This is a genomic window from Neobacillus niacini, from assembly GCF_030817595.1.
GTDB lineage: Bacteria > Bacillota > Bacilli > Bacillales > Cytobacillaceae > Neobacillus > Neobacillus niacini_G.
The window spans coordinates 6,607,132-6,633,666 of record NZ_JAUSZN010000001.1 but is presented as its reverse complement, the minus strand read 5'-3'; the positions used below and the strand labels follow the sequence as shown (position 1 = coordinate 6,633,666).

Sequence of the window (26,535 nt, the reverse complement as noted above, 5' to 3'; positions counted from 1 at the left end):
CTAGAGTATGGATTCATTCTAACGGATGATATAAAAAAGAGCCCAATTGCTCGGCTCTTTGAGTAATCCTATTCGTCGTATACTTCCACTTTTTCCATAATGTCGCCATTTCTCATCGCTTTCGCAGCTTCAAGACCAGAAGTCACTTTACCAAAAACAGTATGTACACCATTTAGGTGCGGCTGAGACTCATGGACGATAAAGAATTGGCTGCCGCCTGTATCTTTACCAGCGTGTGCCATTGATAGAGCACCTGGAACATGTGTGTGTGGATTGCCTTGTGTTTCACATTTGATTGTATAGCCAGGACCACCTGTTCCACGGCCTTCAGGGCATCCTCCTTGGCTTACGAATCCAGGAATAACACGGTGGAAAGTTAACCCATTGTAAAAGCCGCTAGTTGCTAGCTTTTCAAAGTTAGCAACTGTACCAGGTGCCTCGTTTGGATATAATTCAAACTCAATTTTTTCACCGTTTTGCATTTGTATGTGTCCTTTTTTTGCCACAATTAACATCTCCTTTATGTAAAAAAATTCATTTTCATCATACACTTTCCAACACAGAAAAGAAAGTTTCATGGTTTAAATTCATAAATTTGTGGTATTATAACAGTACCCCTTCCGAACATTCGCTTGTTGCGGGACACTTAACCACTGTACGGACGGAAGGGGTACGTAGTGTCGTTGGTAGCGGCATTACAAAAGCCAAGACTTCGGTCTTGGCTTTTTTACTGTTCTTTATTTGTTAATTGATAAAATAAAAATATAAACGAGAAAAAAACGAGGTAACCATAGAAGCTATACATATGCTTCCATTCACTTGAATGCTCAAAAAGCCCAAATAATTCGGAAAACCTTTCAAAGATAGGCATTAGTAAGCTTAGAAATAAAACAATACCTACCTTCCCCCATATATTCACCATCTTCATCTTCATTACATATACAAGGACAAGAAGTGGCAGCCCAATAAAAGTGAAAGCAATATTGAAAGAAAATACTTCCGGAAACGGTCGAATTGGGAACATGTACAAATTCTTGCCGACAAAGTAGAGATCTAAGCTAGTACCAAGCAATATAGCCAAAACTAAGACAGGAGCATATTCTCTAATTAAAAACGGTAATGACTTTTTTTGCCAAGGCGGCAAGTTCAAGCCTTTCGAGCGTTTTACAGTATTCATATTCAATCTCCCCGTTTATATGTGTTTCGTTAAGCTCCGAGAGATAGTCGGCTACATGCCAATCACGAAACCAATCTCCCTTTTCCGCTTCTTGGTGCTGAACGTCTTTCCATGCTGACATTAAATCTGGACTATATATTTTTTTAGCTCCCCACTTCAGTTTGCAGGCATTTAATCGGAGCTGATAGGGAATCCCAGGAACTCCTTCGTTAACATTATTAAAGATATGCTGCCAGTAATCTTTTCTAGACCCAGTATGGCGATGTGCTTTTGCCCATTCTACAAATTGAGTTAATAATTCCTTTTTTTGAAAAAGCACAGCATATAATCTTTTTCCTAATAAAATACGCTCATGTAATGATTGAAACTCATGAAGTGTTTGCCCGGCTAAATTCTTTTTTCGATAGGGAAACAAAATATGATTAAACGAAAGGTAATCCTGTAGCTTAAACTCTAATGTGTTTAAAACATCCTTTTGATAAATAGGATTCTGAATCACTCTTTTTTCTAAATAATTTTGTTCATTAATAACCAGAGCCATTGTTAAAATGTACGAGTCCCGCCTTCTCCAAAAATAATTCCAAACACTCTCCATGAAGGAGGATATGTTCAAAGCGGGTAAAAGGTAAAAGAGCGGTTTATTTCTTTTTAAGCTTTCACAGTATAGTAAAAATTGTGGATAGGCGTCTTGAAAAATCAGCCAATTCCCGTGCTCTAAGAAAGTAAAATAAGCATTCCTTTCTTGGTTTGTAAGCAGACGTGTAAGGAAATCCCCTTTTAAATCCGTCATGTTCCAGCCGCCATTTCTAGAGACCATATGTCCTAAAAACGCCCAATGGATTTCAGGATGTTTTTGGTAAAAATCAAAATAGGCCATGGTCCTTGTGACATTATTCAGGTTCAGTTCCCTTGTATTCCTTGTTATCCTTTCTAAAATACCTTTCTCCTCGCTAGTTAATTTATTATTGTCGATGTCGGCTGGTTGTTTCATTTTTGCCTTTAATTCATCCTTAATGGCTTCAATTGGCGTTTTTTCCCGGCTTCTAATAAAAAATATAATGATAACCTCCCTTGAGAATTCTCTTTCTATTTCCTGAATATGTATAGATGAGAATATTCAATTGGGAGAGGACTGAACATTACGATGACCGTTACAAGTAAAGGCATTGACTGGCTGGTTGAGACACTTAGAAGGGATCAGTCTCCCGATGGCTCCTGGAATTACCCATTCGAAACTGGATTATCGACAGATGCCTATATGATCATTTTATTACGGACTTTTGAAATAAATGATGAAGAATTAATAAAGGGTCTTACGGAGAGGATTCTTAGCAGACAAGAAAGAACCGGCTCTTGGAAACTTTTTTACGATGAACGGGAAGGAAACCTTACAGCTACAGTGGAATGCTATTACGCCCTTTTATATTCCGGATACTATCACAAAAAGGATAAACGCCTTCAAACGGCAAAAAAGTTTATTTTAACCAAAGGCGGTATCGAAGAGGTTAGTATGTTCACAAAAGTGATGTTGGCCATAACCGGGCAATTAAAGTGGCCCTCCTTCTCCCCTCTGCCAATTGAAATTATTTTATTACCACTCTCTTTTCCAATTAATTTCTATTCTTTTTCCGTCTACGGCCGGGCAAATTTAACCCCTATGATGATTCTTGCTGATAAGAAATTATCGATTAAGACAAGTAGGAGTCCTGATCTCTCGGATTTAAGTACAGGCAGAAATGACTCTGGATCATGGATTCGTTCGGAGGAAATGCGTTCGCTCTTCTCTTTTATTGAAAAGGGTGTAAAGAATTTAATCGGGCTGCCCCAACAGCTTCATACACTGGCCATCCAGCGCGCGAAGAAATATATGCTTGACCATATCGAAGAAGATGGTACGTTTTACAGCTACTACAGCTCTACTTTTTTAATGATCTTTGCCCTTATCTCACTAGGATATAAGAAAACCGACCCTGTTATCACGAAAGCGATTGATGGGATTAAATCAATGAAATGTACGATTAAGAGCCGCCCGCACATGCAATACACGACAGCAAATGTGTGGAACACCTCGTTAATAGGCTATACCCTACAAGAAGCTGGGATTTCACCTGAAGATCCCATGGTTGAGAAAACAAATCAATACTTACTAAAAAGGCAGCATACTAAATTTGGTGATTGGGTAATCCATAATCCTACTAGTTTACCAGGAGGCTGGGGTTTCTCAGATATCAATACCATTAACCCCGATGTGGATGATACAACCGCCTCTTTACGATCGGTTTCGAGAATGGGCACCAATCATCATGCCACCTGGAGCCGGGGAATTAACTGGCTACTATCCATGCAGAATGCCGACGGCGGCTGGGCAGCTTTCGAAAAAAATACGGATACCAAGCTTTTTGAGTTTCTTCCCATTGAAAAGGCTCAGTTTATCCTAACTGACCCATCATGTGCAGATATCACAGGGCGTACGCTTGAATTCTTCGGGAACTATACAAATCTATCAGAAGACCATCAAAGTATTAAAAAAGGAGTAAAATGGCTGTTGGATCACCAAGAACGGGATGGTTCTTGGTATGGAAGATGGGGAATTTGTTATATTTACGGCACTTGGGGCGCAGTAACGGGTTTAGCTGCAGTCGGAATTTCTGAAAGTGATGAATCGATACAAAAAGCCATCCAGTGGCTCCAGCACATTCAAAACAAAGATGGAGGCTGGGGCGAATCCTGTTACAGCGATAACAAACAAACATACGTGCCGCTAGGAGTCAGCACTCTAACTCATACAGCCTGGGCCTTGGATACATTAATCAGTGTTTCAGATAAACAATTACCTGCGATTCGTAAAGGGGTCTCACATTTATTGGAGAATCTGCAAAAAGAGGATTGGACCACAGCCTACCCTAAAGGCCAGGGAATGGCCGGTGCTTTTTATATACACTACCATAGCTACCGCTATATCTTTCCCTTACTAGCATTAGCACATTATCGAGAGAAGTTTGAAAAATAACACGACGGGACTACGATATTAAAAGGGTACCGTTTTCGGGTGCATTCTTATTAGAGGACACAAGAGTTGACGTATGAATTGGCATACGTCTTTTTCTAATCGGTTGGGTGATCAGGTTAAGCAGATGTGCTGTTAAATAGGCGGAAAAATTCCGCTTAATTAGTAATTAGTATTAAAAAAGGCATAAATAGACGGAGAGATTCCGCCTATTGACTCGAAAAATTCGAAAATGGGAGAGTTTTCTTTGAATAAGCGGAAAAACTCCGGTTATTTACCCCGAAACGTGCTTCATTCTGCATTTAACCGGAAAAGTTCCGCTTATTTTACTTTTGCAAGTTACTCGATCAAGGACAAGACATCTTAACTAAAAGAGAGTGTGTTTTTTCTCGTAAATCTAATAGAACCTCATTATGGTGCATAACGGTGAACCGCATTACAAGTAATTAAGGTTAAAATTACTCGATTATTTCTTTAAGTCCGAAATAAATCTCAACAACATCTTCCACTTTCATTCGAACGAGGCCGCTGGAGGAGGGTCCGACAAAGTCAATCGTTCCGGGAACGACTGCTTTCTCCTGCTTTCCCCACGGAACTTTCTTCAAACCGCTATATTCTTGATAAACTCCCTTCCCTACGAAACAAACAACCTTCGGCTTGTACGTCTCTATCTTTTTCCGAAGAATATCTTTTCCTTCTTTGTATTCTTCCTTCGTAATCTCATCGGCTGCTTTTGTGGGTCTTGCGACAATATTGGTGATCCCCATCCCTAAATCCAACAACTTAGAATCTTCAGAGGCGTTATATCTTCGTGGTGTCAAACCTGCATCATGTAAAATTCGCCAAAACCGGTTGTTCGGATTGGCAAAATGATGTCCGGTTTCGCTTGAACGAATACTCGGATTGAATCCGACAAATAGTATCTTTAAATTCTCTCTTATATGGTCATTTACTAGTTTCAACATATTGCTCCTCAATTCATAAAACATTCATGACCCTATTTTACTAAAACTTGTTCATTTTTCATAATGATTCCAAGAAGTAATGACGGTTGCAAATAAACCAACAATTGATACGATTAACATCGAATATAGTAATCTAGGCTCCTGTAAGATGAATAGGCTCGTCATAATGATCACTGTATCAATAGCATAAGCAATGATACCTACATTAATCTTTGTCCACTTTGCAAGAAGTAGTGCAAGCAGATCCATTCCACCTGGACTAATGTGATTCCTGAGCATGGTTCCTACCCCAATACCAATGATTACTCCTCCGATAATGACAGAGCTTACAATCGGTAAATGAAATACATCCCTTAAAGGAACCAAGAATTCAATCATGAAACCGGAAAAAAAAGCACCAATCAGGCCGTATAAAAAATAATCAAAATCAGATTTATAGGCATATAGATAAACAGGAATATTTAAAATCACAAAGGTTAGACCAATGCTAAAATGCCACAAGTAATTAATCACAATACTAATCCCAAACATACCGCCATTGATAAGGTGGAAGGGTAAAATAAATCCATTTACCCCGATACCAATCATCGTACTGCCAAACCCAATCACAGCTAATTTTTTCAGCATGGTTCCCATCCCTTGTCCAAAGATCTTTATAACCACATATATGTTAGTACAAGGAAGTTCATCACAACAAAAAACGGAGTAAAGACTCCGTTTCATTCAGCAGCTGCTGCTTTATTAGATTTTTTGACATGCTTGACCAGGGACACAATCAGCGTTATAAAAGGTAAGACCCATAAAAATAACGCATAAGGTAAATACTCCAAGATAGGAACGCCAACGATGGTACTGCACATAATCGCAAGCACACTCCATGGTACCATTCCTGGGAATAACATCGTCGTATCCCCCATCACCCTCGCTAATTCCTCTTCCCCATAATAATTTTTCCAATGAGGTAAGAAGGACCTCCCCGTTAGGATAATCGGAAGTGTTTGATTTGCCGCAATAACACTAATTAAAAGAGTAGCTGAGAAGGTTTTTAATGTATCACCTGTTAAAGAAGTTGATCGTTGCAGCCATTTATCCAAATAAGGCTGAATAACATTCAATTCCTCCATTAGACCATTATAAGCACCGGCTAAGGCAAGAAACAGCAGCAATTCGTACATATGTAGGAAACCACCGCCAAGACCTTCAATCCCATTCCAAAAAGCTGAAGCTACTTCAGAAACCCTAACGCCTCCTAATATAGAAATAATAGCAGCACTTAAGACACTCGATATGAAGGCATAAATAATGCTGAGCCTAAAAAGGACTAATACTAGCAATATAATAGGGGGAATAAACTTCAAAAACGTTAACTCTCCCCACTCAAATGAAATGGTATGAATCATTTTCTCAGTAGAAAAAAAGTCAAATACCCCATAGAATAACATGGACAATACCACTGCGATTATTGTGGTGAGGAACATTGCATTCCATTGCTTTTTAACAGGAAGTTCTAATGTATGTGCTAAAAGCTGATTCGCACTTGAAAATGGAGATGTTCGGTCCCCGACAAACGCCCCAGAAACCAATGCACCAGCTACAACTGCTGTGGATAGGTTTAGAACTACTGCAGTCCCCAAAATGGGAATACCAATCGCACTAAGTGTTCCCACTGTTGTTCCGAGAAGCATTGAAAAAACCATCGCTGCAACAAACGTTAACACATAGAAATAGTGTGGATTTATGAGATAAAGTGCGATTTTAACCATTTGGTCAATGGTTCCAGACAGATACCAAGATGGAAGCAGAAAACTTACTAGGAAAAGAATAAGAATAACAATCCTAGTCTTGTAAACACCTCGAATACTAATTTGGACAATTTGTTTAAAAGATTGGTTATTTCGATTTGCTAAATGAACAATAACGAGATAACCTGGTAGAAACCCAATGACGAGTGGAAAATGAAAAATGACAGAAAAGATTACACCCGCTAACGTAATTGTTAGGAGGTAAATTAATTGTTTTATCGAGAACCTATTCATACAAAACCAACCTTAGCTTTAATAAATCTAATTATAATGATTGCTGTATATTTCGGAAAGCAAAATAAATGGAGCCCTGTAATTTCCGGCTCCATTTATTTTAAAAGGTATTATAAATATTTTCGCATTCTTCCCCAGAAGGCTGATAAAAACAGTGCCGCTTAAATCGTGCAACAAACGGTTGATCATACCATGTTTGCGGACAATCACCCTGCGGTCTAAAATACCAAAGAGCAAATTTTGATGGCCAAATTCTTTCACCATTAACGGCTCTTTGAGCTAAGCGCCTTTCAGCCGTCCTAGCTCGTTGATAAAAATAACCTTTAGTTGTAGCTTCAAAAGCATGCGGTTGGTATATCATTTGCGGAACTGTTCTAATACCCTTAAAATCTGAGCAGTTTGCACGAATACGATTACTACCAACATTCCCCACCATCAGCATACCTTGCTTGCCTTCCCCATCGGCTTCTGCCCTTATGAGTCTTGCTAAGAGATCAATATCCGAAGTACTAGCTTTTACTACTGCCATCAACTCACCTCCCATGTACGTATACCTATATGGTATTCTGTCGGGAGTAATCGCTGACTATAGGTCTAACAAAATGGCTGTTTTAACTTTTTAATATATCGTCGATTCTATTTAATTCTTCCTCTGAGAACGTAAGATTATTTAATGCTGCAACGTTCTCTTCTAGTTGACTTACCCGGCTTGCCCCAATTAGAGCGGAAGTTACCTTTCCTCCCCTGAGAACCCAGGCCAGAGCCATTTGTGCTAAATTTTGGCCGCGTTCGACTGCAACCTCGTTCAGCTTTTTCACCCGATTCACCACTTCCTCGGTTACTTGGTCTTTACTTAGGAAACTTACCGGTTTAGCAGCTCTAGAATCGGTTGGAATGCCGTTTATATATTTATTTGTTAACAAACCTTGAGCTAATGGGCAGAATGCAATGGAGCCAACTCCATTTTCTTGTAAAACATCCTGCAGTCCGTCTTCGATCCAGCGGTTTAGCATAGAATAGCTTGGCTGATGAATCACTAATGGCGTTCCCAAACGATTCAAGATTTTCACCGCTTCCTCTGTTTGCTCCGCACTATAGTTCGAAATAGCAACGTATAATGCTTTACCTTGGCGGACGACAGAGTCTAATGCCCCCATTGTTTCTTCAAGGGGTGTATTGGGATCAGGACGGTGAGAATAAAATATATCAACATAATCTAATCCCATTCGTTTTAAGCTTTGATCTAAACTTGAAATCAGATATTTTCTTGAACCCCAATCCCCATATGGTCCTGGCCACATGGTATAACCAGCTTTAGAGGAAATAATCATTTCATCCCGGTATGGTGCAAAGTCAGTTTTTAACATTCGGCCAAACATCTCTTCTGCGGATCCAGGGGGCGGGCCGTAATTGTTTGCAAGGTCAAAGTGAGTAATTCCTAAATCAAATGCTCTTCTTAGCATTGCACGGCCATTCTCATATGTATCCACTCCGCCAAAATTATGCCATAAACCTAGTGATATTGCTGGCAATTGTAAACCAGACAACCCACTTCTATTGTATTTCATCGTACTGTATCGAGAATCAACCGCTTGATACACCATTTAAACCCTCCTTTTTTATATCACTTACTATTATAAACTTTACAGTCGCAATAAAAAATCCCCAAGAGAGGCTTTTCTCTTGAGGGTGGATAATCCATTAAACTACATCATCGAGTTGTTTGTATAAATGTTCTCTTTCTGTTTCTAACCGCTCTAATTCTGTGAATTGTTTCTGAAGCATTTCAAGATCTAGTCCTGTTTCCATCCTCTGCTTCAATAAGTGAATTTGAGCTTCAAGCTCCTCAATCTTTTGTTCAATATCCGCTAAAGTCACAGAAGCCGCTGTCGTTTGAGGCTTTTCAACTTTTTTTAGTAAAGCTTTTTCAGCCCTTATGGGTTGATCCACTTTTACAGCACTCAATTTACTCTTTGCCCAGTCATAATTTCCATCAAAGAAGTAAACGGTCCCACCCTGAAGCCAATAAACTTTATTAAATAATTTATTGAGAAAATAACGGTCATGTGAGACAGCTAAAATCGTTCCATTAAATTGTTCGAGTGCTTCTTCTAAAACCTCACACGAATCAATATCAAGGTGGTTCGTCGGTTCATCGAGAATCAACAGGTTTATGTCCTGATACATAAGCTGTGCAAGGCGCAAGCGCATTCTTTCTCCACCGCTTAATTGATTAACCTTTCGAAAAACCGCTGGTCCGTAAAACAAAAACCGAGCTAGAATATGACGTGCTTCCCCTTCATTAACACTTACTTCAGAACGGAATACATCAATCACTCGTTCATCCCCAATAGTATGGAAGACATGTTGGGACAAATAGCCGATTTTCACATTGCTGCCAACCTTAACAATTCCTTGGTCACTCTGGCATTCACCAAGAATCATTTTTAACAGCGTTGATTTACCTGTTCCATTTTCACCGACAATCGCGGTCCGGTCCTTGTACTGAACAAGCATATTTACTTTTTCAAAAAGCGTCCGACTGCCAAAGCTTTTTGAGACATCCTCTAGTTTAATAACATCCTTCCCGCTGCGATCATTGGCTTCAAAATCAATCGCCATTTTTTTTACATCCAGCTTTGGCCGGTCAAGTTTCTCCATGCGGTCCAGTGCCCTCTGCATATTGGTAGCTCGTTTATGAAGGGACGCACTAGGTGGATTGGCACGATTGGCCCATTCACGAAGACGTTTAATCGCTTCCTTCATTTTTTTAATCTTCCGCTGCTGCTCCTGATATTCCTGAAACTCCCGTAACAATCGTTCTTCTTTTTCTTTTACAAAGCCGCTGAAGTTTGTATGGTATAGCTCTATTTCTCCATCTTCCATATCCAGGACTTTTGTTACCACTTCATCTAAAAAGTAACGGTCATGAGAAATCAAAATAATCGTACCTGTATACTCCTTAAGAAATGTCCCGAGCCACTCAATTGCCATTAGGTCTAAATGGTTTGTCGGCTCATCCAGTAATAAAAGTTCCGGTTTCTTTAGTAAGCTTAACGCCAAACCAACCTTTGTCTTTTCCCCGCCACTTAAAAGTGAAAAAGGTTTATCTAAAAGCTCAATAATATTTAAACCATGGGAAACTCGGTCCATTTGGGCGTCCATTTCATAGCCGCCGTCTAAGATGAAATCATCTTGGAGCTTTCCATAATTATCCATGAGCCTTTGTAAATGGGTAGGAGTTAACTCTTGCCCCATTTCCACTTCTATTTGTTGTAGTTTTGTTTCTGTCTCGACTAATTGGTCAAATGCAGTCTTTAATACTTCCTTAACGGTCAAGTCCTTATAATCAGGAATTTGGGCAAGGTAGCCAATTTTCAGCCCCTTTTTCCAATGAATAACGCCGCCGTCTACTGTTTCTTGATTGGCAAGCAGCTTTAATAACGTTGTTTTCCCACAGCCGTTTCGTCCAACCAACCCCACCCGATTTCCTTCATGGACCTCAAATGATAAATCTTCAAATATAATATTTCCGCCAAAAGATTTTGCTATATGATTAACACTACATACGATCATGTTCATTCTCCTTTTTTGAACACTCTCTTCACGCAAAAACTGCGGGCATCCATAGATACCCGCAGTTCGAAAAATCGGCATGAAAAAAGAGTGCTAAAAAGGCACCCTCTTATTACCTATTTTACTTATGGGTAAAGAGATGTGTTATCGTTCTATATTCATTTTGTAATTTTGAAAAAAGGGCAGACTACCCCCTTTGAAAACTACCTCATGAAAAATTGCACGGCACAAATATAGCGCTTCTAGCCATTGCACACGTACAAAAATAGAACGAACCATCTCTTTACACCTCCGTTTCAATTCAAGTTAATTCTATTGTAAATTATTTTTATCATTCATTGCAAGCCTATCTTTTCAGACTAATCAAAAGGTTTTAAATTTTAACTTTCCGAGACACCCTAATGCAGATACTTTTTTCTGCCACCGAACCGCCGGCGATAGACAAATCTCCTGATATCTTCATCTGTTATTTTGCCATCATATGCTGCAAACAATAAGGACTGAAGTTCACGATAATGCTCGATGACAAAATGGGCAAACTCCTTCCGTTCGCCCATTGCCTGTTTTTTAAATTCCTCATCATTCAAAATTTCTTGAATCTGATCCTGATAAAATGCCATTGTATTCTCCCATTTTTTCTTTCGATTCTCTAAAATATCACGAGCATACTCAGGCAATTTTTCAACTACAAGATCGATATATCCCTGAGACCACATCAGCATTTTGTCTTTTTCAGGAAGTTCCATGACCATTTTCATCAGTTCGAGCTCATCTACTTCTCGACTCACTGCATACCTTCCGACCTGATTCACCATCTTCACCTCTTCATGAACAGTTAACTAACTACACTTTCAAGGGAATTTTCAATATCATAATCCTTTTTCTTTTCTTCAAGCCATGTGGAATATTCTGTTTCCATCTTTTGTTGAATCAGCGTTTCTTTAATTTCCTTCTTACTATCATCAAAATTTGCTTCCTTCGCTTCTTTTTTCTCTTCAACCTTAATAATATGATACCCATAATCGGTCTTTACCGGGTCACTAATTTCATTAACTGGTAATGTAAAGGCTACATCATCAATTTCAGTAACCATGGTACCTTTTGCGAAAAAGCCAAGCTCCCCGCCATTTTCCTTTGTACCTTCATCCGTAGAATATTCCTTTGCTAATTCTGCAAAATCAGCTCCATCGGCTAGCTTTTGCTTAATCTCATTCGCGGTCGCTTCATCTGCTACTAAAATATGACTTGCTTTCACTTGTTCTGCTTCTCCAAATGAATCCTTATTTTCGTCAAAATAAGTTTGTAACTCTTCATCAGTAATCTTAATTTGCGGTTCAAGAAGCTTACGAATAGTTAAATAGTTTTTAAGGTCATCTTTAAGCGCGTCAACAGTTGTATTATTCGATTCCAACATCTGGTTGAATACTTCCTCGCCGCCATAAGATTCCTTTAATTTATCCACTTCTTCATTCAGTTCTTTATCTGTAATCGTAACCTTTTCTTTTTTCGCTTCAGAGGCAACAATTTTATCGGCGATTAACTGTTCTACCGTTGCAGCCCCATATTGTTCGACCATCACATCATACAACTCATCTTTATTTATGGCTTCACCATCTACTTTGGCAACAGCTTTATCCTTTGGTAATGCAAAGCTTAGGGATACCCCGATTGCAAGAATAAGTACTGCTATGACTAAAACGATTTTTTTATTTTCCTTGATAAAAGTCATTATATATTAAGAGCTCCCTTAGATTATTTCGTTAGCTTAACATTTACAGTAGTAAGCTTTCCGTCACGATAAACTTCAAATTTAATATCATCGCCATTTTTCACATCAGAATACAAATACTTTCTTAACTCTGAGGAGTTTGCAATTTTTGTACCATTCATTGAAACAATTACATCCTGCGCTTCCAAACCACCATTAGCTGCTGCAGAGTTTGGTTCAACTGCTGTAATCATAACTCCTTCCTTCACACTTTCAGGTAGATTCTCCCAATACATTTGTGGAACTTCTGATAAATCAGCAAGTCCAATACCGAGATAAGGTCTCACTACTTTACCACTTTCAATTAACTGATTAACGATTGGAATAAAGTCGTTACTCGGAATCGCAAACCCTAACCCTTCAACACCGCTATCAGCAATTTTTAAACTGTTGATTCCGATTACTAATCCCTCAGGGTTAATTAACGCACCACCGCTGTTTCCTGGATTGATTGCTGCGTCTGTTTGGATGACGTTTGTTTCCCAATTTCCGGCTGAGGTATTTACTGCGATACTCCTGTTGACAGCACTAACGATCCCTGAAGTTACAGTTCTAGCAAAATCAAGTCCAAGTGGATTACCAATTGCATATACCTGATCACCTGGCCTTAGTGTGGAGGAATCTCCAAACTGAGCGGTCGCTTCAACGTATTTACTATCAATTTTAATAACTGCTAAATCGGTTAAAGCATCTGTTCCAACAATTTCCGCACTAACCTTTTCACCGTTGTATAGTGATACCTCTAGCTTAGTTGCCCCTTCAACAACGTGGTTGTTAGTGACAATATAGGCAATGTCGTTATTTTTTTGAAAAATAACCCCTGAACCTGTTCCGCTCTCAACAGTTTGTGAAGAATTATTGCCATAAAGGCCTCGGCTTTGCTGTTGTTGGTAATTAACGATTCCAACAATAGTTTTTGAAAGTTGTTCAACTGTATCGGCAATCGATGAAGATGATTTTGCTGATGTTGGCTGAGCTGTTACTGTATTAGCCTTTGTGTTGGTATTTTGCTGAACTGTACCGATCTCTGGACCTGCCTGATTTGAAGAAAAGTTCTCCATATAGTCTGTGTATGGCAGGATGGTTAAGGTTAATACAGAACCGACGACACCAGCTGCCACCATTGAGGCAAAACCTTTAATAGTTCTTTTTTTCCTTTTCGCACTGTTTTTATATTCAACTCGGTTAGCAGACTGTTCTGATAATGGTTCTGGCTTGTTCGCTATAAATGAAGATTCACTTTCTCCTTCTCTACTGTGTTGGATTGATGTTTCATAATCTGAATTGCTATCAAAACCGTCTGTAATTTCGTCCCTTGTATTGTCAATTGGTTTGTCCTGTTCCCTTTCAAATTCATCTTTGTAGTTCATAGTCTTTCTACTCCTTTACACTTGGAATTTGTGTAATTTATTATTGTATCTATACTTTAGCCCACAAATATGAAAAAACTGTTAACAAACTATAACGGGATTTGGAAATTATTAAGAAAAAAGTAGTATTTTTTTATTAACGCTGTAGGGCTTGACCAGTCCAAAGGCGGACTAATAAGACAGCAGGGATATCCCTGCTGCCTACTGTTTGAAGGTAATGGTAAATTTCGTACCTTTTCCTTTTTCACTTTCTACTTCGATTTCTCCGTTATGAAGAAGAACCAGCTGTTTCACGATTGATAGTCCTAGACCAAATGCTCCGTAAGGATTACTTGTTCTCGAGATTTCAGCTTTATAAAAACGCCGCCAAATTTTTTCGACTTCACTCGGGTCGATGCCAATTCCAGTATCCTCGACTTCAATAATTGTAGCATTCTGTTCTTTTCGGCCTCGCAGCCAAATCGTACCATCTGAAGTAAATTGGATACTGTTCTTCGTAATATTAATTAAAATTTGGACGAGTCGATCATAGTCGGCATTCACAATGATCTCTTCGTCTGCTTCAACTATGATTTCAACGTTTTTCTCGTCTGCCTGTACGGATAATTGTTCTTGAATAATTTCTAAAAGTTCTAATAGCTGAATATCTTCCCTAAACAGCTGAATTTGGTTTGAACGGATTTTTTCATAATCGAGGTTTTCATTAACTAGACGAATAAGTCGCTTCGCTTCCTGGCTGACTAAGTTGATTCCTCGTTCCTTATCCTCTTCCGGAATCATGTCATTTTTTAAACCCTCAATCACTCCGCTAATGGTGGTTAACGGTGTCCGCATTTCATGAGAAACATCGGCCATGAATTGACGTCTACGATTCTCAAGTGCTGAAATCTCCTCCATCGAATGGTTCAATTTTTTTACCATATGGTTAAAGTCATTCGCTAATTCACCAATCTCATCAAAATTAGAGGAAGGTACATGGACATGGTAATCTCCAGCAGAAACAAGCGATGTCGCTTCTCGAAGTTTCTTTATCCGGTTCACATGGATTTTAGATAGCAGCCAGCTGAGTAAAAACGATACCCCTAGTGCAATTAGAATCGTATAAATTAAAAATTGATTCACTTGACGAATCATTGCACTTGAACCACTGATAGGTGAGGTTAACAAGATTCCGCCAACAAACCGATCGCGGCTATCTATATAGGGTAATACAACAAAAGTAACACCGTCTTGATCGAATCGCTTATAATCACTTTGGACGATAATCGTTTGGCCATTTGTAATCTTTTCCCACTCTGACGGTTTTAACTCAATAGCAGGACCGCCTCTGCCGACAGCATAAAGATGAGCCTCTTGATCAAACATACTAAAACTAATTTTTCTTGAGCGTAAAACATTACTATATTGGTTAATAATTTGATCCATAGCGATAGGATTCCGCTCAATATCGGAAAGGATGTCTTCACCGTAAGAGATTAACTCTTCTGCTTTATTCTCATACACCAAATTACCTACATAATGAGCAAACAAAAGACTTAAGACAAGAAAGGCGACAATTATGATACTAATGTGGCTGATAAATTGTTGAGAAAAATATTTAATTCTTATCTGTTTGAATCGACTCATCAAACTTATAACCTACTCCCCATACAGTGTGGAAGAATGGCTGCGTGGTGGTTTCTACTTTTTTCCGCAGGCGCTTAATGTGAACATCTACTGTCCGTTCATCACCGTAAAATTGATATCCCCAAACCCTTTCAAGCAGCTGTTCTCTTGAAAAAACTTGCCGCGGGTGTTCCACCATATAATATAATAGATCAAACTCTTTCGGTGTCAGGTTTGTTATAGGTACTCCATCGACAAGAACTTCTCTAGTATTTTTACTAATTTTAAAATGTTCTGTCTGAAGAAAATCATCCATTTGGGCAGTCACTTGGGTTTGATATCTGCGTGTTACCGCCTTAATTCTTGCCATCAGAGTAAGCGGGCTAAATGGCTTGGTGACATAATCATCGGCACCCATTTCAAGGCCCAGTACTTGGTCTGACTCTGTATCCTTAGCAGTCAGCATTATAATCGGCACCGTATAATGTTCTTCTCTAATTTTTCGGCAAATACTTACCCCATCCATACCTGGCAGCATCCAATCCACAATCAATGCATCCCAAGTTCCTGCTTTAAAGGTGTTATACCCTTCCAGGCCATCATTTACAAAGGTTCCTTGAATCCCTTCCTTTGCAAAAAACATTTCAATCATCGAGCAGACACTAGTGTTATCTTCAATCACGAGTATTTTCAAAATCCGTCACTCCCAGTAAAACTCTTCTTTTCTTCAGTTTAAACGATTTTTCTCTCATATCAACTATATCGCAAAAACTTCCCGGCTATTTAATACTTTGTTCATAATTTGTTAATATACCCATGAAAAAGAGGCCTGAACTATACCAGACCTCTAACACGACAAATATGAATATTATTTACGGCTCTAATATTAACTTACCTGTCGTTTTCCGCGATTGTAATAACTGATGTACAACGGCCGTATCCTCTAACGGGAACACACCGCCAATTGTAAGCTTGAGCTTTCCTTCACCGAGATAGGTTAGTAATTCTACTAAACTAGGCTGAAGCAGTTCAGGCTTTTTCATAATCTGTGGCAGAAAAAAGCCAATAACGGACTGGTTCCGAGCCATCAAGGAAGAAGGATACATTTTGCTCTGTTCCCCGCTGGCAGCACCAAACACAACCAGACGGCCAAAAGTGGCAAGACATTTTAATGTTTTATTAAAAACATCGCCGCCCACCATCTCAAGTGCCACATCTACTCCTTTTCCACCGGTTGCTTCTAAAACCTGTTCGACCCAGGTGGACTCCGTATAATTTACGAGTACATCGGCACCCATTTGTCGTGCTAGCTCTAGTTTTTCAGCAGAACTTGCGGTTGCAATAATTTTTCCAGCACCAAAAAGCTTTGCCAATTGTACCGCTAGCGTTCCAACACCACCTGCTGAGGCATGTACTAGAACCGTTTCCCCCTTCTCTAACCTACCCATCGTTTTCAGTACATGATAGGCACTTAACCCTTGGAGTGGAAGTGCCGCCGCATTTTGAAAATCTAATTGATCGGGTAGTGGAATTAATGAGCGTTCATCGGCTAGAGCAAATTCTGAATAACCTCCTGATTCAATCAGGGTAACAACTCTCGTCCCAGGCATAACAGTTGTTACTTTTTCTCCAACAGCTGCCACCACCCCTGCGATTTCAGCACCTGGAATAAAGGGAAGCGGTGTTTTGACCACATACTGACCTTCTCTTCTTGCTGTATCCGCATAATTGACGCCGATAGCCTTAATTTCAACTAGGACTTCACGACCTGTAGGTACTGGTCTCTCAATCTCTACCATCTTTAATACTTCAGGCCCGCCATATTCTTGTAATTGAACAGCTTTCATATTAATACTTCCTTTCTACCTGCCTTTATATAATGGCGTTCTTTTTTCCTTAAACGCGGCAACGCCTTCTTTGTGATCTTCCGTTTGTACCATTAAGACTTGGGTAAGACGTTCTTCCTCCAATATTTCTTCAAGTGACCTGTCGAAGGAATGGTCAATTAATTTCTTTTGTTTTCCAAATGCTTTCCCTGGCCCCTGGGCCAAACTTAATGCTAGTTTCGTCGTTTCGTCTTGGAGCCTCTCTAATGAGAACAATGAATTAATGACGCCTAATTGGTAGAGACGTTTTGCAGGGATCGGCTCAGCACTAAAGAAAAACTGCTTAGCTAAATGCGGGCCAATCAGCTTGGGAAGGAAATAAGAACCTCCTCCGTCCGATACCAAACCAACCTTTGAGAAGCTAAGCGCAAACTTACTATCCTCAGCAGCAATTATGATATCGCAGGCTAGAGCTAAATTAAATCCTGCTCCTGCAGCAAAGCCATGAACGGCTGCGATTATTGGTTTTTCTAAATCTTTCATCTGTAAAATTAATTCGTTTAATTTTCCGATATGTTCATAGACTTGATTTCCATCTGCCTGCCCCATGGTTTTCACATCACCGCCAGCGCTAAAGGCGCGGCCAGCTCCTGACAAGACAATTACCTGTACATCTGGGTCGTTCTTTGCCTCACGAAGTGCATCTTTTAATCCAAGAATCATGTCCGGACTAAATGCATTTAGACTCTCTGGCCGGTTTAAAGTTAATGACAACACAGGACCCAATTTTTCCACTAATAAATCTTTGTTCTCCAATAAAATCTTCCTCTCACTATTTATTAAATTCTCTTTTACAACTCTCCAGAAGCAACCTTTACGGCATGCTCAATTAGCATTTTTGCTTTATCGTTGAAGTTTGCAAATCGAAGATCATTCGTTTGACCTTTCTTATAACGGTAATATATTTGTTGGCATATAACCGCTAGCTTAAAGTAGGCAAATGTTAGATAGTAGTTCATATTGGTAACATCACGACCGCTTTTTTTTGCATAAAGCTCGATAAATTGCTTTCTTGTGAGAAAGCCCTCGTTTACCGTGACTGGCGCTTTTCCTAGCCCCTTTTTTAACTCCTCCGGGTCATTCACTTCATGCCAATAGCCCATCACGACACCAAGATCTGCAAGCGGATCCCCCACTGTTGTCATTTCCCAATCAAAAAGCCCAACCATTTCAGATAAATTCTCATTAAACATGGCGTTATTAAACTTATAGTCATAGTGAATGATTGCAGCACTTTGTTCAACTGGAATAGGATCAGTCAAATATTTTTTGAGAGTATCCACAGCATCCACTTCATCGGTTTTTGCACGTTCATATCGGCCAATCCATCCATGAATTTGTCTTTCCATGAATCCCTCTGGCTTACTGATCGCTCCGAGTCTTGTCTCTTTGAAATTAATTCCGTGAAGTTCCACTAATTTATTGACCATTATTTCTGAAAGTTGTTGGCATAATTCCTTCGTCACTGTGATTTCGTCAGGGAAGGATGTATCAATAACTATGCCGTTTTTGCGTTCCATAATAAAGAATGGGCTATTCACAATGTCCAGTTGATTGGAAAACAAAATTGGCTTCGGTGTAACGGAAAAGACTGGATGAAGCTCAGAAATGATTTTAAACTCTCGTTCCATATCATGCGCTTTAGGTGCAACTGGTCCTAACGGCGGGCGCCGTAAAACAGCTTCCCATTCACCTACTTTAATTTGATAGGTTAAGTTTGAATGACCAGCGGAAAACTGCAGAAGTTCAAGGGGGCTATTGGGCAGATTACCGATATGGCTTCTTAAAAATTGTTCTAAAACAGGTATATTTAATTCTTCCCCTTTACGGACTGGAATTGTATCTTTATTCATTTGATGAGGCATCCTACCCCTCCCTGGTTTTTAAAAATTCTGTATCTTTTAATTATACTTACTGGTTAGTATGCGACAGTGAAAAAAGGGTTCAAAACCTGAAGAAACCCTCCAAAGAAATTACTAATTCGCTTGAATTCCCTCTAATATCATTTCAACAAAAATTTCAGCCACTTCGCGGTCGGTCGAATCCCCTTCTGGATTAAACCATTGATAGCTCCAATTGGCAGCACCTAGAATACCAAATGTAATGATATGTGCATTCAAGTCAGCGCGAAACTCTCCATTTTTGATTCCATCTTTAAGCAGCCTTTCGACGTTTAACCGAAATTCGTCCCTTTTTGGCACAATTAAAGCTAGTCTTTCTTCATTCAAGTTTTTCATTTCTCTAAAAAAAATCTTCGCAGCCGATCCTTGAATTTTAATGTTACTTATGAGCATGTAGACAATATCGAATAGCTTCTCTTTGCAGCTTTTATTGTCATCCAAAATATTTCTTTGTTTCTCTAGTAAGTAATTAATGTATCCGAGATGAATGTCCATTAGGAGTTCTTCTTTACTGGAAAAATAATAGTAAAACGTCCCTTTGGTCACACCAATTGAGTCCACGATATCCTGAATGGATGTTTCCTTGAAACCCTTTTTCTCGAATAAATTGATACTATGTTCTGTTATTTTGTCTTTCACTGCTCATGTCCTCGCAATCTGTAAAATGTCTAGTGAAATTATACCATATTCTATTTCGCAACAAACACAGAAAACCGGCAGCAAATCGGCAGTACGTTTATTTACTAACAGTTTCTTCTCTCAAGGCACGGCGGAGGATTTTTCCTACTTGTGTTTTTGGTAATTGCTCACGAAATTCAACGCTGCGGGGAACTTTGTAAGCAGCCATATTTTGCTTACAATATCGAATCAATTCCTCCTCTGTTGCTGTTTGACCTGCTTTTAAAACGACAAAAGCCTTTACGTCTTCCCCACGGTATGGGTCAGGTACTCCGATGACAACGGCTTCTTGTACAGAAGGGTGCTCATAAAGCACTTCTTCAATATCACGAGGATATATATTGAAGCCGCTCGCAATAATTAAATCCTTCTTACGGTCCACGATATATAAATAGCCATCCTCGTCTACTTTTGCGATATCACCTGTGTATAGCCAGCCATCTCTTAACGTATTGGCTGTTTCTTCTGGCATATTCCAATAGCCTTTCATAATTTGAGGACCCTTTATAATGACTTCACCCAATTCTCCAACAGGAACTTCCTCCAAGCCTGTTGCCACATCCACAACCTTGTATTCTGTTGATGGCATACCAATACCTACACTTCCAGGTTTACGGTCTGCAAATGGAGGGTTGCAATGTGTCGTTGGAGATGCTTCAGAAAGTCCGTATCCTTCTAAAATCTTTGCCCCTGTTTTTCTTTCGAACTCACGTAAAAGTTCTACTGGCATAGGTGCACTTCCACTATTGCAGGTTTTAATACTATTGATTCCGTACTCCTCAGCACGTGGATGGTTCGTAATCGCCACATACATGGTTGGAACCCCTGGGAATGTCGTTGGTTGCTCATTTTTAATCGTGTTTAATACTTCCTCCAATTCAAACCGTGGAAGCATGATCGATTCCCCGCCTGTAAAAATCGTTAAGTTCATACAGGCTGTCATACCAAATACATGAAAAAGTGGAATAACCGTTAAACAGCGTTCTTTTCCTAATTCAAATTCTTGCTTGAAGAATTCATAAGATTGCAGGACATTAGCCACGATGTTTCGATGTGTTAACATTGCTCCTTTTGATCTTCCTGTTGTTCCGCCTGTATATTGAAGAACTGCGATGTCATGCTCCAGTTCAATCGTAACAGATGCTACATTGCCATTTCCTTCTGTTAGGAAGGTTTCAAAACTGCGATCTGGATTGAAATCTTGTCCAGAGGGCTGCAGGCTGACAACTACAATATTTTTCAAGTTGGTTCGTGGTTGAACGCTTTTTACTCTTGAATAAAAAGCATCCATGACAACAATTGTTTGAGCCCCTGAGTCGTTTAAGATGTATTCAAGCTCTCTTTCGACACTCATCGGGTTTACCTGTGTCACGATCGCCCCTGCTCCTAATACGCCGTAATAAGAAATAACATACTGCGGGCAGTTCGGAAGCATAAGTGCAACTCTGTCACCCTTATGAACTTGATTTTGCTGAAGTGCAGAGGTAAAACCTTGAGAAAGTCCTTGTAATTGCTGATAGGTAATTTTTCTGCCATAGAAGGAAAGTGCATTATTAGTGGGATATTTTGCTGTAGTCTCTTGAAGTATTTCTACTAGGTTTTTTTCAGGGTTTGAGATTGTTGAAGATATCGAATCCGGATATTGAGCCATCCATGTTTTCCTTTCAGCCATTGGTTTCCCTCCAAAAAATATATAGTTTATTAAAAAGTAAGCCCGCCACCATCAACGGATAGAGTAGTACCTGTGATAAACGACGCTTCATCAGAAGCTAAGAAGAAAATAGCATTTGCCACTTCATCGGATGTCCCAATTCTGCCTAGTGCATTAGCCTTTGAAATAAATGGCCATCTTCTTTCATCCTGCTTCCAGCCATTGATAATCTTTGTGTCAATAACCCCAGGTGCAATTGCGTTAACACGGATGTTGTATTTGCCATATTCAAGTGCAGCATTTTGTGTTAGCAGCACTACACCTGCTTTCGAGGCATTATAAGCAGCTTGATATTTTTTACCCTTTAAGCCTAGTAAACTAGAAGTATTAATAATCGCTCCGCCGCCTGATTTTATTAATTCCGGTGCAGCATACTTTATTCCAAGAAAAACTCCCTTTAAGTTAATATCAATTACGTGATCCCATTCCTCTTCTGCTAGATCGACACTTCTAACCTCTGAATGGCCAATTCCAGCATTGTTAACTAAAATATGGAGGCCGCCAAAAGTAGTTGTTGTAGTGTTGATAAGGTTTCTTACATGATTAGAGTCCTTCACATCGGTTTTTACAAAAATGGCATCAGCCCCAGACTCTTTTATTAGACATACGGTTTCTTCACCACCATGAGAATCCACGTCAGCAACACTTACCTTTGCCCCTTCACATGCAAAGCGGATCGCAGTCGAACGTCCAATTCCGGAGCCCCCGCCAGTTACAATGGCTGTCTTTCCTTTCAATCTCATGTTAATTCACTAACCTCTCTCCTAATATCTCTATCTACAAAACTATCATTTAATTTTATTAAAGAAATCGAGATACTACTGATATTTCTTTAATTCAAGCTTAGCTATCTGAGCACGGTGAACTTCATCTGGTCCGTCTGCCAGTCTCAATGTTCTAGAGTTTGCCCACATCGCTGCAAGCGGAAAATCATTTGAAACTCCGGCTCCTCCAAATGCTTGAATGGCTCTATCAATAACACGTAACGCCATGTTAGGTGCCACTACTTTTATCATCGCAATCTCTGTTTTGGCCTGTTTATTTCCAACAGTATCCATCATATAGGCTGCCTTTAAAGTCAGGAGCCTTGCTTGTTCAATTTCAATCCTGGAATCGGCAATCCACTCTTTAATAACCCCTTGGCTTGCGAGAGGTTTTCCAAAGGCTTCACGTTCTTGAACACGCTTACATAAAAGTTCAAGAGCTCGTTCTGCAGCACCAATCAACCTCATGCAATGATGAATTCTTCCAGGTCCTAATCGCCCCTGCGCAATCGCAAATCCTTTTCCTTCACCCCAAAGGATGTTTTCTGCCGGAACACGAACATTTTCATAGGTAATTTCAGCATGTCCATGCGGCGCATGATCATAACCGAAAACAGGCAGCATCCTTTCAATTATAACACCTGGAGCATTAAGCGGCACGAGAATCATCGATTGCTGTTCATGACGGTTGGCATTAAAGTCTGTCTTTCCCATGACAATCGCAATTTTACACCTAGGATCTCCTGCGCCAGATGACCACCATTTACGTCCATTTATGATGTACTCATCACCATCTCTAACAATGCTTGCTTCGATATTGGTCGCATCGGAAGAAGCAACGGCCGGTTCAGTCATCGAAAAGCAAGACCGAATTTCTCCTGCTAATAATGGTTTTAGCCACTTTTCTTTTTGTTCCTCTTTACCATAGCGAACAATAACTTCCATATTGCCCGTATCGGGTGCACTACAGTTAAATACTTCTGGTCCAATTAGAGAGCGTCCCATTATTTCGCAAAGCGGTGCATATTCCAGATTGGTTAAACCTGCCCCATATTCACTTTCCGGAAGAAATAAGTTCCATAGACCAGCAGCCTTTGCCTTTTCCTTTAAGTCTTCCATTACCTGAGGAACAGCACTCCACCGATTTTCCTGTTCATTCAGCTGCTGCTCATACACTATTTCATTGGGATACACATGTTCTTCCATAAAGTTTATCAGCCGTGTCTGTAAGTCCTTTACTTTAGCAGAATAAACAAAATCCAATTAAATCACCCCTTCACACATACTAACCAGTTGGTATCTACAAATTATATTATACCTCCAAAAATTAAATATTCAAATTTATTTCAAAATATTCAAAAAAATATTTTAGGTTAATACCTTTTTATTCCTTTTTTTTGCTTATTCATTAATTCATGTGATTTTTCAATAATATCGGTTAAAACATCTCCTTTATATACTCGACCTAATCTGAGATTTTCTTGATAGTATTCAACAATTTCATCCAGTTTGTCAGAGGTTTCTTTTGAGATTCTTACATTTAATTGTATTCTTCCATTTTCAGCCAAGGGAGACACTCCTATCATACTTATAGCATTCTGCTAGCACTATGCATAATACGTGTTATTACTTGATTATATACTATTATTCTACACATTTTTCAACAAATCAAAAAAAAGAATGACTCTTCTTTTGAGTCACCCTTCTATAAAGAATAAATAAAGATATTATTCAGTTTAATTCTTACATAAAAATACAAATTTTGTTCAAATTATGTTGAGGAGGTTAGTAAGATATGGGTATGAAATGGTTATTTAGTTTATTACTTATAATTCAACATGTGACCCCTCAGGCTAGTGTTCAACTAACGAGAGAAGGGAAGCCTTTTTCGATTATCAATAGAGACGAATATTCTGTTGGTGATCCAAGTTATTTTATTTTGGATACAGAAAAATATGACCAACTGGTAGGAGAATTGGAGAAACAGTTTTCCGTTCCACCTAAAAATGCAAAATTGGATCAGCATGGAAATATTATTCCTGAACAACTTGGACTTAGTATCAATCGACATACTTTCACTCAAAAATTTTATACCTTTTTTTTCGAACACAGAATTTCAACATTAGAAATTCCCATGTATTCTGTGTATCCAAAAGTAGATAGTGAATTACTATCTGATATTCGCAGTATACGCATCGGTCGTTACATTACTTCCTTTAATCCAAGTAATAAAAAGCGTTCCACCAATATCAGGTTAGCAGTTGCCGCCATTAATAATCATGTCGTTTTCCCTGGTGAGACATTTTCATTTAATAAAGTAGTGGGTAAAAGAACCTCTCAAAAGGGCTACGAAAAGGCTAAAGTAATTGTCAGAGGTGAATATGCAGAAGATATCGGCGGTGGAATATGTCAAGTTTCTTCAACTTTATTTAATGCAGTTGATAGTGCAGGTTTGAAAATTGTCCAGCGTTTTTCTCATAGTCGACATGTACCATATATTCCTCCTGGACGTGATGCAACTGTGAGTTGGTACGGTCCCGACTTTGAATTTAAAAATATCTACAATCAACCGATATTAATCCAAGCTAGGACGTTTGGAAATCTTTTAGTGATTAAGTTATATTCCTCCGAAGTCATTGAGTACCAGCCTAAGGAGGTCCCTTTTCCACCACTGTAAAAAAGCCCGCAAAATGCGGACTTTTTTAACGGTCTTTATGATCATTTCTCAACGCACTTGCCAATAATTCTTCAGAGAACTCAGCCAGTGCAGTATTATTAAAATTCATGTTATCCTTCGGTGTAAAACTTTGGATTACATCCTGAAAGGGTTGTATAATATTTTTTCGTTTTCCTCTTGTTAGACCAAAAACGGCGGCGCTTATTCCAACTCCGATCAGAGATACCCACATGGTCCCTCTACTCTTTCGCTTTTTACTAAACAGATTGAAAAACGGCTTTACCATATTTCTCATCCAAAGCACTCCTTCATATAACATTAAATGGAAAGTAATAAGCTCTTTCCATTAACTTAATGTTTGTAATTAAAGCAAGAATATGTTTGGGAAACTTCTGTTTAATTGTAATTTCTTTACAAATCATTAGATGTGTTATAGCTTTTTTATTCTTACAGGGCTTACCATAAGAATTGAAAGTGCAAACGTTATAAGTGCATTACTATAAAGGAACACCCCCATACCCGCCATTAATAGCCCGGCTGCCGTTATTGGAAGACCCATAAAATAACCTCTTGTCGGTTTTACATTAAATCTCGCCAACCTTAAAGCACCCATAGTGGGAAATAAAACAAATGCAATCGTTGTGAAAATCGATGGTGGTTCCAAAGAGTAAAAAAGAAGGGCAGGTGCGACACCAAGGCTGACAATGTCTGCTAATGAATCGAGTTCTACTCCAAATTCACTATTAACCTTTAACCTTCTAGCTAACCGTCCATCAAAAAAGTCAAATATAGCAGATAAAAAAATAAACATTGCCGCCGTTTGTAAGTATCCGTTCATGTTGAAAGTAATGGAAAATACCCCTGATAATAAATTTCCAATTGTAAATAAATTTGGCACTGATCTTACCAGATGATTTATCAAGCGGATCCCCCTTTTTATGCGCAAGTCTCCATTCACTAATTCTCTTCTATATTCTGCACCAAATAATTAAAAGTGAATCTAGATTGATACAGGTATTATAAATTCCATTTCGTCAAAAGATATAAAATGAAAGGATGGTTGACATAAATGGACAAAACATTGGGCTATTTACGCGAAATCTTATCAAATTACAGTGATGGCCATTCCGAGGGCAGACATTTATATCGAAAATTGTCTGAAGGTAATTTTTCAAATGAAGGTGATTTTGTAAGACATCTAACTCAAAAAGAGATTAACTTTTTAAATGACATGCTGCCTAGGGAAATTAACCATGCCAAAGAAGAACAAGATGAAAAACGGGCACATGAATTAAATGAAGTGTACGAACTCCTTTTTTAGGCTTACTTCGATAAAAACAGAGATGTTAGTCTTTACTGACATCTCTCCTTTGGGAAATAAGTCGAGTTCTCTATTATTTATTTCCTAGGTAAG

28 protein-coding genes are annotated in these 26,535 nt (G+C 39.0%); 3 read left to right on the top strand and 25 right to left on the bottom strand.

Features of this window, described 5'->3' with window-relative positions:
• Positions 1–68: 68 nt before the first annotated feature.
• The 3 genes from QFZ31_RS31880 to QFZ31_RS31870 all read right to left on the bottom strand — a co-directional run bounded on the left by QFZ31_RS31880 (position 69) and on the right by QFZ31_RS31870 (position 2,168).
• Positions 69–506, bottom strand: a complete 438-nt coding sequence (locus tag QFZ31_RS31880) for a peptidylprolyl isomerase (RefSeq protein WP_034673452.1) — start codon at positions 504–506, stop codon at positions 69–71.
• A 221-nt stretch (positions 507–727) separates the two neighbouring features.
• Positions 728–1,177, bottom strand: coding sequence for a CBO0543 family protein (locus tag QFZ31_RS31875; protein WP_307311088.1), 450 nt, complete (start codon positions 1,175–1,177; stop codon positions 728–730).
• Positions 1,104–2,168 (bottom strand): DUF2515 domain-containing protein, encoded by a 1,065-nt coding sequence (locus QFZ31_RS31870; RefSeq protein WP_307311087.1) that lies wholly within the window; start codon positions 2,166–2,168, stop codon positions 1,104–1,106. Before QFZ31_RS31870 ends, QFZ31_RS31875 begins: the two co-directional genes overlap by 74 nt.
• Positions 2,169–2,321: 153 nt before the next feature.
• On the opposite strand from QFZ31_RS31870, the gene shc reads away from it, so the two are divergent.
• Complete coding sequence (shc, locus tag QFZ31_RS31865; protein ID WP_307311084.1) at positions 2,322–4,187, top strand: squalene--hopene cyclase; 1,866 nt, start codon at positions 2,322–2,324, stop codon at positions 4,185–4,187.
• Between the two features lie 455 nt (positions 4,188–4,642).
• Here shc and mug read toward each other — a convergent pair whose 3' ends face one another.
• From mug to QFZ31_RS31765, 20 genes are all read right to left on the bottom strand, one after another.
• Positions 4,643–5,146, bottom strand: coding sequence for a G/U mismatch-specific DNA glycosylase (mug, locus tag QFZ31_RS31860; protein WP_307311081.1), 504 nt, complete (start codon positions 5,144–5,146; stop codon positions 4,643–4,645).
• A gap of 54 nt (positions 5,147–5,200) precedes the next feature.
• Positions 5,201–5,776 (bottom strand): YitT family protein, encoded by a 576-nt coding sequence (locus QFZ31_RS31855; protein WP_307311080.1) that lies wholly within the window; start codon positions 5,774–5,776, stop codon positions 5,201–5,203.
• Between the two features lie 92 nt (positions 5,777–5,868).
• Positions 5,869–7,185, bottom strand: coding sequence for a Na+/H+ antiporter NhaC family protein (locus QFZ31_RS31850; protein ID WP_307311077.1), 1,317 nt, complete (start codon positions 7,183–7,185; stop codon positions 5,869–5,871).
• Positions 7,186–7,285: 100 nt separating this feature from the next.
• A complete protein-coding gene (locus QFZ31_RS31845) occupies positions 7,286–7,714 on the bottom strand; it encodes a cell wall hydrolase (protein ID WP_307311075.1) in 429 nt (142 codons plus the stop codon).
• Positions 7,715–7,796: 82 nt separating this feature from the next.
• Positions 7,797–8,789, bottom strand: coding sequence for an L-glyceraldehyde 3-phosphate reductase (mgrA, locus tag QFZ31_RS31840; RefSeq protein ID WP_307311072.1), 993 nt, complete (start codon positions 8,787–8,789; stop codon positions 7,797–7,799).
• Between the two features lie 97 nt (positions 8,790–8,886).
• On the bottom strand, positions 8,887–10,761 hold the full coding sequence (abc-f, locus tag QFZ31_RS31835; protein ID WP_307311070.1) for a ribosomal protection-like ABC-F family protein: 1,875 nt from the start codon (positions 10,759–10,761) through the stop codon (positions 8,887–8,889).
• A gap of 144 nt (positions 10,762–10,905) precedes the next feature.
• Positions 10,906–11,040 (bottom strand): RAxF-45 family protein, encoded by a 135-nt coding sequence (locus tag QFZ31_RS31830; RefSeq protein ID WP_307311067.1) that lies wholly within the window; start codon positions 11,038–11,040, stop codon positions 10,906–10,908.
• A 119-nt stretch (positions 11,041–11,159) separates the two neighbouring features.
• Positions 11,160–11,576, bottom strand: a complete 417-nt coding sequence (locus tag QFZ31_RS31825) for a hypothetical protein (protein ID WP_307311064.1) — start codon at positions 11,574–11,576, stop codon at positions 11,160–11,162.
• Between the two features lie 20 nt (positions 11,577–11,596).
• Positions 11,597–12,490 carry a peptidylprolyl isomerase gene (locus QFZ31_RS31820; protein ID WP_307311061.1) on the bottom strand — a complete coding sequence of 298 codons (894 nt, stop codon included), beginning with the start codon at positions 12,488–12,490 and terminating at the stop codon, positions 11,597–11,599.
• A gap of 23 nt (positions 12,491–12,513) precedes the next feature.
• Positions 12,514–13,899 carry a S1C family serine protease gene (locus QFZ31_RS31815; protein WP_307311058.1) on the bottom strand — a complete coding sequence of 462 codons (1,386 nt, stop codon included), beginning with the start codon at positions 13,897–13,899 and terminating at the stop codon, positions 12,514–12,516.
• Positions 13,900–14,100: 201 nt separating this feature from the next.
• Positions 14,101–15,525: a sensor histidine kinase gene (locus tag QFZ31_RS31810; RefSeq protein ID WP_179603402.1), complete on the bottom strand. Its 1,425-nt coding sequence runs from the start codon at positions 15,523–15,525 to the stop codon at positions 14,101–14,103.
• Entirely contained in the window at positions 15,497–16,198 is a 702-nt protein-coding gene (locus tag QFZ31_RS31805) for a response regulator transcription factor (protein WP_307311054.1), read from the bottom strand. The genes QFZ31_RS31810 and QFZ31_RS31805 overlap by 29 nt, the downstream gene beginning before the upstream one ends.
• Before the next feature lie 178 nt (positions 16,199–16,376).
• A complete protein-coding gene (locus QFZ31_RS31800) occupies positions 16,377–17,351 on the bottom strand; it encodes a quinone oxidoreductase family protein (RefSeq protein WP_307311051.1) in 975 nt (324 codons plus the stop codon).
• A gap of 15 nt (positions 17,352–17,366) precedes the next feature.
• A complete protein-coding gene (locus QFZ31_RS31795) occupies positions 17,367–18,146 on the bottom strand; it encodes an enoyl-CoA hydratase/isomerase family protein (protein ID WP_307311048.1) in 780 nt (259 codons plus the stop codon).
• Between the two features lie 35 nt (positions 18,147–18,181).
• Entirely contained in the window at positions 18,182–19,255 is a 1,074-nt protein-coding gene (locus tag QFZ31_RS31790) for a phosphotransferase family protein (RefSeq protein WP_307311045.1), read from the bottom strand.
• Positions 19,256–19,366: 111 nt separating this feature from the next.
• A complete protein-coding gene (locus QFZ31_RS31785; RefSeq protein ID WP_307311043.1) occupies positions 19,367–19,930 on the bottom strand; it encodes a TetR/AcrR family transcriptional regulator in 564 nt (187 codons plus the stop codon).
• A 97-nt stretch (positions 19,931–20,027) separates the two neighbouring features.
• Complete coding sequence (locus QFZ31_RS31780; RefSeq protein ID WP_307311040.1) at positions 20,028–21,641, bottom strand: long-chain-fatty-acid--CoA ligase; 1,614 nt, start codon at positions 21,639–21,641, stop codon at positions 20,028–20,030.
• Positions 21,642–21,670: 29 nt separating this feature from the next.
• Positions 21,671–22,423 carry an SDR family NAD(P)-dependent oxidoreductase gene (locus QFZ31_RS31775; protein WP_307311037.1) on the bottom strand — a complete coding sequence of 251 codons (753 nt, stop codon included), beginning with the start codon at positions 22,421–22,423 and terminating at the stop codon, positions 21,671–21,673.
• Between the two features lie 75 nt (positions 22,424–22,498).
• Positions 22,499–23,707 (bottom strand): acyl-CoA dehydrogenase, encoded by a 1,209-nt coding sequence (locus QFZ31_RS31770; RefSeq protein ID WP_307311035.1) that lies wholly within the window; start codon positions 23,705–23,707, stop codon positions 22,499–22,501.
• A gap of 110 nt (positions 23,708–23,817) precedes the next feature.
• Positions 23,818–24,012: a hypothetical protein gene (locus QFZ31_RS31765; protein ID WP_179603411.1), complete on the bottom strand. Its 195-nt coding sequence runs from the start codon at positions 24,010–24,012 to the stop codon at positions 23,818–23,820.
• Positions 24,013–24,239: 227 nt separating this feature from the next.
• Here QFZ31_RS31765 and QFZ31_RS31760 point away from each other — a divergent pair, with 227 nt between their 5' ends.
• The gene (locus QFZ31_RS31760; protein ID WP_307311032.1) at positions 24,240–25,121 is read left to right on the top strand and encodes a VanW family protein; all 882 of its coding nucleotides are present in this window, start codon (positions 24,240–24,242) and stop codon (positions 25,119–25,121) included.
• A gap of 25 nt (positions 25,122–25,146) precedes the next feature.
• On the opposite strand, the gene QFZ31_RS31755 is transcribed toward QFZ31_RS31760, so the two are convergent.
• Both QFZ31_RS31755 and pssA read right to left on the bottom strand, forming a co-directional pair.
• On the bottom strand, positions 25,147–25,416 hold the full coding sequence (locus QFZ31_RS31755; protein ID WP_307311029.1) for a hypothetical protein: 270 nt from the start codon (positions 25,414–25,416) through the stop codon (positions 25,147–25,149).
• A gap of 135 nt (positions 25,417–25,551) precedes the next feature.
• Positions 25,552–26,043, bottom strand: coding sequence for a CDP-diacylglycerol--serine O-phosphatidyltransferase (gene pssA / locus QFZ31_RS31750; RefSeq protein WP_306073793.1), 492 nt, complete (start codon positions 26,041–26,043; stop codon positions 25,552–25,554).
• A gap of 147 nt (positions 26,044–26,190) precedes the next feature.
• On the opposite strand from pssA, the gene QFZ31_RS31745 reads away from it, so the two are divergent.
• A complete protein-coding gene (locus tag QFZ31_RS31745) occupies positions 26,191–26,442 on the top strand; it encodes a sigma-G-dependent sporulation-specific acid-soluble spore protein CsgA (RefSeq protein ID WP_306073792.1) in 252 nt (83 codons plus the stop codon).
• Positions 26,443–26,535: the final 93 nt, after the last annotated feature.

Bases quoted from the DNA above. Each gene is read 5' to 3' on its own strand.
- QFZ31_RS31755 (WP_307311029.1), bottom strand. From the start codon at position 25,416: ATGAGAAATATGGTAAAGCCGTTTTTCAATCTGTTTAGTAAAAAGCGA.
- QFZ31_RS31830 (WP_307311067.1), bottom strand. From the start codon at position 11,040: ATGGTTCGTTCTATTTTTGTACGTGTGCAATGGCTAGAAGCGCTATAT.
- QFZ31_RS31875 (WP_307311088.1), bottom strand. From the start codon at position 1,177: ATGAATACTGTAAAACGCTCGAAAGGCTTGAACTTGCCGCCTTGGCAA.
- QFZ31_RS31870 (WP_307311087.1), bottom strand. From the start codon at position 2,168: ATGAAACAACCAGCCGACATCGACAATAATAAATTAACTAGCGAGGAG.
- QFZ31_RS31825 (WP_307311064.1), bottom strand. From the start codon at position 11,576: ATGGTGAATCAGGTCGGAAGGTATGCAGTGAGTCGAGAAGTAGATGAG.
- shc (WP_307311084.1), top strand. From the start codon at position 2,322: ATGACCGTTACAAGTAAAGGCATTGACTGGCTGGTTGAGACACTTAGA.
- QFZ31_RS31780 (WP_307311040.1), bottom strand. From the start codon at position 21,641: ATGGCTGAAAGGAAAACATGGATGGCTCAATATCCGGATTCGATATCT.
- QFZ31_RS31815 (WP_307311058.1), bottom strand. From the start codon at position 13,899: ATGAACTACAAAGATGAATTTGAAAGGGAACAGGACAAACCAATTGAC.
- QFZ31_RS31845 (WP_307311075.1), bottom strand. From the start codon at position 7,714: ATGGCAGTAGTAAAAGCTAGTACTTCGGATATTGATCTCTTAGCAAGA.
- QFZ31_RS31790 (WP_307311045.1), bottom strand. From the start codon at position 19,255: ATGCCTCATCAAATGAATAAAGATACAATTCCAGTCCGTAAAGGGGAA.
- abc-f (WP_307311070.1), bottom strand. From the start codon at position 10,761: ATGATCGTATGTAGTGTTAATCATATAGCAAAATCTTTTGGCGGAAAT.
- QFZ31_RS31745 (WP_306073792.1), top strand. From the start codon at position 26,191: ATGGACAAAACATTGGGCTATTTACGCGAAATCTTATCAAATTACAGT.
- mgrA (WP_307311072.1), bottom strand. From the start codon at position 8,789: ATGGTGTATCAAGCGGTTGATTCTCGATACAGTACGATGAAATACAAT.
- QFZ31_RS31760 (WP_307311032.1), top strand. From the start codon at position 24,240: ATGGGTATGAAATGGTTATTTAGTTTATTACTTATAATTCAACATGTG.
- QFZ31_RS31800 (WP_307311051.1), bottom strand. From the start codon at position 17,351: ATGAAAGCTGTTCAATTACAAGAATATGGCGGGCCTGAAGTATTAAAG.
- QFZ31_RS31850 (WP_307311077.1), bottom strand. From the start codon at position 7,185: ATGAATAGGTTCTCGATAAAACAATTAATTTACCTCCTAACAATTACG.
- QFZ31_RS31810 (WP_179603402.1), bottom strand. From the start codon at position 15,525: ATGAGTCGATTCAAACAGATAAGAATTAAATATTTTTCTCAACAATTT.
- QFZ31_RS31820 (WP_307311061.1), bottom strand. From the start codon at position 12,490: ATGACTTTTATCAAGGAAAATAAAAAAATCGTTTTAGTCATAGCAGTA.
- QFZ31_RS31855 (WP_307311080.1), bottom strand. From the start codon at position 5,776: ATGCTGAAAAAATTAGCTGTGATTGGGTTTGGCAGTACGATGATTGGT.
- QFZ31_RS31775 (WP_307311037.1), bottom strand. From the start codon at position 22,423: ATGAGATTGAAAGGAAAGACAGCCATTGTAACTGGCGGGGGCTCCGGA.